The organism is Geobacillus sp. PK12 (genome assembly GCF_004123125.1).
GTDB lineage: Bacteria > Bacillota > Bacilli > Bacillales > Anoxybacillaceae > Geobacillus > Geobacillus zalihae.
In genome coordinates, this window is record NZ_SDKL01000031.1 from 1 (window position 1) to 7,145 (window position 7,145).

General features: G+C 50.2%; 9 protein-coding genes. 2 read left to right on the top strand and 7 right to left on the bottom strand.

Translation table 11 applies throughout. The annotated features are described in order from the left end of the window. Window positions 1–698 precede the first annotated feature (698 nt). Window positions 699–1,454, top strand: coding sequence for a polysaccharide deacetylase family sporulation protein PdaB (gene pdaB / locus ETR37_RS11365; RefSeq protein ID WP_129447281.1), 756 nt, complete (start codon window positions 699–701; stop codon window positions 1,452–1,454). Window positions 1,455–1,591: 137 nt separating this feature from the next. Here the strand turns inward: pdaB and ETR37_RS11370 are convergent, their stop codons facing one another. Continuing rightward, entirely contained in the window at window positions 1,592–2,191 is a 600-nt protein-coding gene (locus tag ETR37_RS11370) for a KinB-signaling pathway activation protein (RefSeq protein ID WP_013143992.1), read from the bottom strand. Between the two features lie 149 nt (window positions 2,192–2,340). Here ETR37_RS11370 and gerD point away from each other — a divergent pair, with 149 nt between their 5' ends. Further along, complete coding sequence (gene gerD, locus ETR37_RS11375) at window positions 2,341–2,967, top strand: spore germination lipoprotein GerD (RefSeq protein WP_014194611.1); 627 nt, start codon at window positions 2,341–2,343, stop codon at window positions 2,965–2,967. Between the two features lie 84 nt (window positions 2,968–3,051). Here gerD and ETR37_RS11380 read toward each other — a convergent pair whose 3' ends face one another. The 6 genes from ETR37_RS11380 to ETR37_RS11405 all read right to left on the bottom strand — a co-directional run. Continuing rightward, window positions 3,052–4,068: an Mrp/NBP35 family ATP-binding protein gene (locus tag ETR37_RS11380; RefSeq protein WP_011229655.1), complete on the bottom strand. Its 1,017-nt coding sequence runs from the start codon at window positions 4,066–4,068 to the stop codon at window positions 3,052–3,054. A gap of 193 nt (window positions 4,069–4,261) precedes the next feature. Continuing rightward, window positions 4,262–4,978, bottom strand: coding sequence for an N-acetylmuramoyl-L-alanine amidase CwlD (gene cwlD / locus ETR37_RS11385; RefSeq protein ID WP_012820500.1), 717 nt, complete (start codon window positions 4,976–4,978; stop codon window positions 4,262–4,264). A gap of 66 nt (window positions 4,979–5,044) precedes the next feature. After that, window positions 5,045–5,485 (bottom strand): YbaK family protein, encoded by a 441-nt coding sequence (locus ETR37_RS11390; protein ID WP_015373733.1) that lies wholly within the window; start codon window positions 5,483–5,485, stop codon window positions 5,045–5,047. Between the two features lie 119 nt (window positions 5,486–5,604). Further along, the gene (gene rpsI / locus ETR37_RS11395) at window positions 5,605–5,997 is read right to left on the bottom strand and encodes a 30S ribosomal protein S9 (protein WP_011229652.1); all 393 of its coding nucleotides are present in this window, start codon (window positions 5,995–5,997) and stop codon (window positions 5,605–5,607) included. A 20-nt stretch (window positions 5,998–6,017) separates the two neighbouring features. Further along, window positions 6,018–6,455: a 50S ribosomal protein L13 gene (gene rplM, locus ETR37_RS11400; protein ID WP_011229651.1), complete on the bottom strand. Its 438-nt coding sequence runs from the start codon at window positions 6,453–6,455 to the stop codon at window positions 6,018–6,020. Window positions 6,456–6,728: 273 nt separating this feature from the next. Then, window positions 6,729–7,145 (bottom strand): RNA-guided endonuclease InsQ/TnpB family protein (locus tag ETR37_RS11405; protein ID WP_164978000.1); only part of this gene is annotated, 417 nt, incomplete at its 5' end.

Here is a 7,145-nt window from a genome sequence, read left to right on the forward strand (position 1 = left end):
GAGCCAGGATCAAACTCTCCAAAAGAAAGTTGATTGGCTTTTCGCATTGTCCAACTTCGGCCAAAGCGGCCTCCGCTTTTCGTATTGTCCAGCTTCGGCCCGCCGCCGCTCGGGGTCAAATCACCTTCGCCTTCGGGATTGTAAATCCCTGCAGGCGAAGAACATTTGCCCATCGCGGCGACCCGCGGGCCTCAGCTTTTCTTTCGCGCTTCGTTTCGTTCAGTTTTCAAGGAACGAGACCTCTTCTTGAACTTGCTTCGTTGCAGTCTTGCGTCGAGGAACCCAATTCCCCCGAATTCACTAGAAGACACAGGCGCAAAGTTGCTGCATTGAAACAACTTCTCTGCTGATTTGCAGTCTTGAACTGAAGAATAGTTGAAGCTTCCTATTGCAAACAGCTCTTTTATACTAACATGCCTCTTTTTTCTTGTCAAGATCTTTTCCGTTGCTTTTCGTCACTCACCGCTATCGAACACTCTGTCGGATTAGCGACGATTTTCAATATACCACTTACCAATCAAAAATGCAATATCTTTTTTAAGGGAATTTCAAGAACCGACGCCAGACCGTTCCTTTAGGCTTCCTCCATCTCTTCGACGGTAAGAGGACTGGCAAATAAGTTTCATAACCGCCATGGCTGTCCGCATAAGATGTTATTAGGACAACGATTTTACAATGCAAAAAAGGGGGCCGATGTCATGTTTTACGCGTTGAACGGACGGACGCTGAAAAAAGCTCTCATTATTATCTGCTCCGCCTTTTTCACCGCCGTTGTCTTGTACGCTTATGAAATGAACCGTCCCGTTTTTTCGCTTCCTTCTGGGCCGACGGCGGTATATAAAGTGGACAACGCCCGCAATGAGGTGGCGTTGACGTTCGATATCAGCTGGGGAGATGAGAATGCAGACAAAATTTTGGATGTCTTGAAGCAGCATGGGATTCAAAACGCGACCTTTTTCTTATCCGCCTCATGGGCCGAACGCCATCCAGCCGTGGTGAAGCGGATCAAAGAGGAGGGGCATGAGATTGGCAGTATGGGATATAACTTTGTCAACTATACGGAACTTGAGAACGCCAAAATCCGTCAAGATTTAATGATGGCGAAAAAAGTGTTTGACATGTTGGGAATGAAACAGGTTGAGCTGCTGCGCCCCCCTGGGGGGAACTTCAACAAAAATGTGTTAAAGGTTGCTCAGTCCCTCGGCTACACTGTCGTCCATTGGAGCATTGACTCGAAAGACTGGCTCAACCCTGGGACAGACCAAATTGTTGAGAACGTCACGAAGGACCTGGAACCGGGCGATATCGTGCTCCTTCACGCATCTGATTCGGCAAAACAGACAGCCAAAGCGCTGCCGAAAATTATCGCTTCCATGAAAGAAAACGGCTACAAAAACGTCAACCTCTCCGAGCTGTTGGCGAATGGCGAAGCCGAAAGCCGCGGGATCGAGTGACACGTTCCGACAGCGGCCTGCGCCGGTGCGGTTGGATTGCGGCGGCAGACAAGCCGCCAATTGGAATGATTGGCTTTTGGCGAACACGCCGTTTTTTTCGCGGCTGCCATAAGAAAACAGGCGGCGCCTTGCTTTCTTTATTGTTTCGCGCCGCCTGTCAATTTATGCAGTATAAGAAGCTGGTATGCATTGCATACTAATAAAGGAATCAACATCAAATACAGCCAATCACGGTCGTTGATGCGCAACACGGGAAACCATTCAATGACCGTAACGACGACCATAAAGAACAAAGCCGGAACGAACGCCCCTTTGTTCGTCTGTGCGCTCTTGACGTAGGCAACAACGAGACCAACCACCAAAATGAACAATGCGGTCAATAGATACGGAATGATTGAATCGCCCTTGTCCGCAAACGCCATGTAGCGGAAATACACTAAATCGAACAGCACGAACATGATCAAAACAACCTGCACAGCGTTCCATAGCGAACGGAAGATGCCAAGCCCGAACCGGTGGACGGTTAAATAAGCAAAAAACCCCGCCTGACTGATGACACTGAAAATAAAGCCAACACCGATATGCCATAACAAAACAGCCATAAATTCGACCATTTCCAGGCGCAACAGCAAGCGCCCGAATTCTTCCCAGTTGAAAACAATGCCGACGGCCGCCGTGGCGATGCCGCCGATCAGCAGCGTCGATAAAAATAAACGCACCCATTTGCGGCTGTTCACAGCTTCATCCTCCATCATTTCAGCATAACCCGCTTACCATTTTACCAGCGCCCTTGTGAAAAAGCCAGCTCCGATCTCCCCCATGTATATTTTTTTCGCCAACATTCATATTAAGGGTGAGGGATTTTTGCAGAAAGGAGCTCACTTTCATGAACAAATGCCTACCGCTCCTCTTGCTCAGTTTTCTCGTTCTTGGTTCCTGTGCCCCTCAAGAAATCAGCCCCCCTCCCCCGGATTATGACGAAACGAAAAAGATGGTTGTTGACATTTTAAAAACCGACGAGGGGAAAAAGGCGATTCAAGATATTATGTCGGAAGATCAGATGAAGCAGCAACTAGTCATAGATCAAAAAGCTGTAAAAGAAACGCTGCAACAAATGCTGACATCCGATCAAGGAAAAAAGTTCTGGGAAAGTGCGTTAAAAGACCCGAAATTCGCTGAAAGTTTTGCCAAAGGGCTGCAAGCAGAACATGAAAAAATGATGAAGGCGCTCATGAAAGATCCCGATTACCAGGCGCTGATGATCGATATTTTAAAAGATCCAGAAATGGAAAAAGCCATGGTCGATGTCTTAAAAAGCAAAGAGTTCCGCCAGCATTTGCAAAAGGTGATCACGGAAACGTTGAACAGCCCGCTGTATCAGGCGAAAATTCAAGATATGTTGATGAAAGCAGCTGAAAAGGTTCAGCAAGGCGGAGAAAAACAAGAAGAAGGCGGAGGGGAAGGGGGAGAGGGAGAAGAAAGCACCGGCAACCAACAAGGCGGAGGAGGTTAATCAAGCAAAAAGCGTCCGTGCGCTGAAAACCGCCAACGCTCTAATCGGCGGTTTCTCGCCATCGGACGCTTTTTGTGAAACCGATTAATATTTCGCAACGATTTTGCGGGCGATATCCATATAAATTTTCCCGATCGGATGATCTTCTGCGTAAACGGACGGAGCGAAGTCGTCGTCGTTCCAATCCGGCTGCTGAAGCGGCAGCTGCCCTAACAGCTCGGTTTGCAGCTCTTTGGCCAGCTTTTCTCCGCCACCCTTGCCGAAGACATACTCCCGCTCCCCTGTTTTCCGGCTCTCGTAGTACGACATATTTTCGATCACGCCGATAATTTCATGTTCGGTGCGCAACGCCATTGCCCCAGCGCGGGCAGCGACAAACGCAGCGGTCGGATGCGGAGTCGTGACGATAATTTCTTTGCACGACGGCAAGAGCGTATGGACGTCCAAGGCGACGTCGCCCGTACCAGGCGGCAAGTCAAGCAGCAAGTAATCCAAGTCTCCCCATTCGACCTCTTTGAAAAAGTTGTTCAACATTTTCCCAAGCATCGGGCCGCGCCAAATGACCGGGGCGTTATCCTCGACGAAAAAGGCCATCGAAATGACTTTTACGCCAAACCGTTCGACCGGGATGATTTTGTCGCCCCTCACCGTCGGGCGCTCGGTGATTCCCATCATGTCCGGAACACTGAACCCGTAAATGTCCGCGTCAATCAACCCGACTTTTTTGCCGAGCCGGGCGAGCGCCACCGCCAAATTGACAGAAACGGTCGACTTGCCGACACCACCTTTGCCGCTAGCAATGGCGATATACGTCGTTTTTTGCTTGTTTTCGCTATATTTCTCCACCACATCGCGCGGCAGTTCGGCGAACCGCAGCCCGACCGTTGCAGCACCCGCATCTTTCAGCTGCTCGACGATCGCCGTTTGCACGCGAAGCTGCTCGGGCGTTCCGGTTTTGGCGAGCGCGATTTTCACGCTGACATGGTTTTTCTCTTCCTTAATTTTGATTTCTTGAATGGCATTCGTCTCTTTAAACGTTTTGTTTAAAAAGGGATCTTTCATCTTTTCAAGAATGGCGCGCACTTCAGTTTCCGTCAACATCGTATTCACCAACCCTTTTGCAAATCAATGGTCATTTCTATGTGTTATCATACCATAAATCGGCAGACGGCCGCCATGTTTGACTTGCTCCCGCACGTCCCCGCGGTTGAAAAAGGGGAATTTCGAATTCCTTTTGGCGAAACAAGGCCGGTCGGCTATCTGTCTCCTCTGTTCCGACCTTAAAAAATCCCCGCTACTCGCGAGGCGTATGTTCATTGGAAAAGTAGCGGAGCACTCCTTTATAAATCGAGGCGGCCAGCTTCGTTTGGTAGCCATCAGACACAAGCAGCTCTCGCTCATCGGGATTCGACAAAAACCCAACCTCGACAAGCGCGCCGGGGATTTTTGCATGCTTGAGCAAATAGACGGTATCAATCATTTTTGCCAGTCGATGGGTGTTCTCCAAATTGCGCCGCAATTCCGCTTGGATAAATCTCGCCAGCCGCTCGTTTTCGATGAAAGACCCGTAATAAAACGTCTGCGCCCCTCGCCAACGCGGCGACGGGATGGCGTTGAGATGGATGCTGATGAAAAGATCGGCATTCGATCGATTGACGAAAGCCGTTCGTTCGAGCAAATCCTCCGTTTTCCGTCGGCTGTAGCCGCGTGTGGACGGGCTGGCCAAGTCCCGATCCGTCTCGCGCGTCATCAGGACGAGCGCCCCTTGCTGCTGCAGATAATCGCGCAGCTTTTTCGCCACGTTGAGCGCGATGTCCTTTTCCACCGCCTCACCACCGACGGCGCCGCCGTCCGGCCCACCATGGCCGGGGTCCAATACGATGATTCTCCCCGATAATGGGAGATTCCATGGTTTTGTTGATGTCAAATCGGAAAATAAAGACGGAAATAGCAAAGTGCTCATAAGGGCGACGGCAGCAAAAGCGACCAGCCACTTCCATTTTTCTTTCATTGTTTCTCCTCCCGCACGTTTCCCTTCTCTATCTTATATGGGACAAGGCGCGGGAATAGAACTCATTCAGCGAAGTTTTAGACGATGCCGTTTTTTGCCCCGCTCAAATCCTTCCGTCCACCAGTTGCCGATATATTGTTCACACGCGTCATACAGCGACTGGCTGAGGAAATCGTTGTCGATATTGCCCCAAAAGCAAAGAAAATCAAACAGCGTATCGATCAAATATTTTTCTTCTTGAGCACATCGACAGCGTACGCTGGCCGCAGGCTCCCCATAATAGCCGAATCGGCTGTAGCGAGCGCCGAGCAAATACGCTTCAATGGCCAGATCAATGCAGCCTTCCTCCACAACGGATGGGAACATCCGATACGCCGTATAAAACGGAACAAAGTGCTCAAGCGCTTTGGTCCGTAATTTCTCAAGCGACAGTTCGCGCAACATGTTCCGTTCATAGCGAAGCTGCTTTTCCTGCCTTTTTTCCGCCAATGAAGTGATGACTGTCATCGTCTTTCACGCTCCTTTACGATGTAGTGTCTAACGATCGCTCACAATCATACGCGCGGGCGAAAGGCAGAAATAAGCAAAAAACCCAGCCAAATCGGCTGGGTTGGAACATCACGCGATTAACGTTTCGAGAATTGCGGAGCGCGGCGGGCGCCTTTGAGCCCGTATTTTTTGCGTTCTTTAACGCGAGCATCGCGCGTCAGCAAACCGGCCCGTTTCAGCACCGTGCGGAACTCCGGATCGACTTCAAGCAACGCACGGGCGATGCCATGGCGAATCGCACCGGCTTGGCCGGCAAATCCGCCGCCTTGGACATTCACCAAAACGTCGTAGCTGCCAAGCGTTTCGGTCAGTACGAGCGGCTGTTTGACCATTTCGATGAGCGCTTCCGTCGGGATGTACTCGCGAATGTCACGCTTATTGACAATGATGCGGCCATCGCCCGGGACAAGGCGGACACGGGCGACCGAGCTTTTGCGACGACCTGTGCCGTAATATTGTACTTGTGCCAAAATCATACCCTCCCTTATGATTATCCGCGAAGTTCATACACTTCTGGTTTTTGTGCTTGATGCGGATGTTCGCTTCCACGGTAAACGTGCAACTTTTTGAACATTTGCCGGCCGAGGCTGCCTTTTGGAAGCATGCCGCGCACCGCACGTTCGATCATTTGTTCCGGGTAGTTCGTACGCATTTCCAGCGCTGTTCTTACTTTTAAGCCACCCGGATATAAGCTGTGGCGATAGTACAGTTTTTTCGTCAACTTTTTCCCAGTCAGTTCAACTTTGTCCGCATTGATGACGATGACGTGATCTCCGCAGTCAACATGCGGAGTGAACGTCGGTTTATGTTTGCCGCGCAACAGCGCCGCTACTTCGCTGGCTAAGCGGCCTAACGTTTTGCCAGCTGCGTCGACAACGTACCATTTACGCTCTACTTCATTCGGTTTCGCCATATAAGTCGTACGCAATGCAGTTCCCTCCTAAAATAAAAAAATGAACAAACAAATGGTCGTTTATTTCAACACGATTATGGTCCGGGGCTAATCGTGGAAAATACATGCCATATGATATAATAGCTTGCCGGCGCGCCAATGTCAAGAAGATGTTACACAAGGACTCGTTGCCGTGACATACTCCCACCACCTACGCTTCGCTTAGAGGTGGGGGCTTCTCGGGTAATCCCATCTCATGATGGGAAGTTGACCGAGCGATCCCCGTGTGCCCCACGGTTCGAGGACAAATTAGACGATCGCCAATCGTTTCATGCCCTCATGTTTGATATTGATGGCCGCATTGACGTCCCTGTCGCTCTCGAATCCACATTCACAGCGGAATGTACGTTCAGAAAGCGATAGAGACTCCTTGACTCGACCGCAGCACGAACACGTTTTGGACGAGGGGAACCATTTGTCGATTTTGATCAGCTTCTTCCCCTGTTCGGCCAGCTTGTACTGAAGGAAAGTGGTGAACATGCCCCAGCCGTTGTCATGAACGCCTTGACCGAAATGGAGGGCTTGTGACATCCCTTTCATGTTGAGGTCTTCGATGACCACGCAATCATACCGTTTCGCTAATTTGTGCGACTCCTTATGCAGAAAGTCCTTGCGCTGGTTGGCAATTTTCTCATGCAGCTTCGCTACTTTCAGACGCTGTTTGTG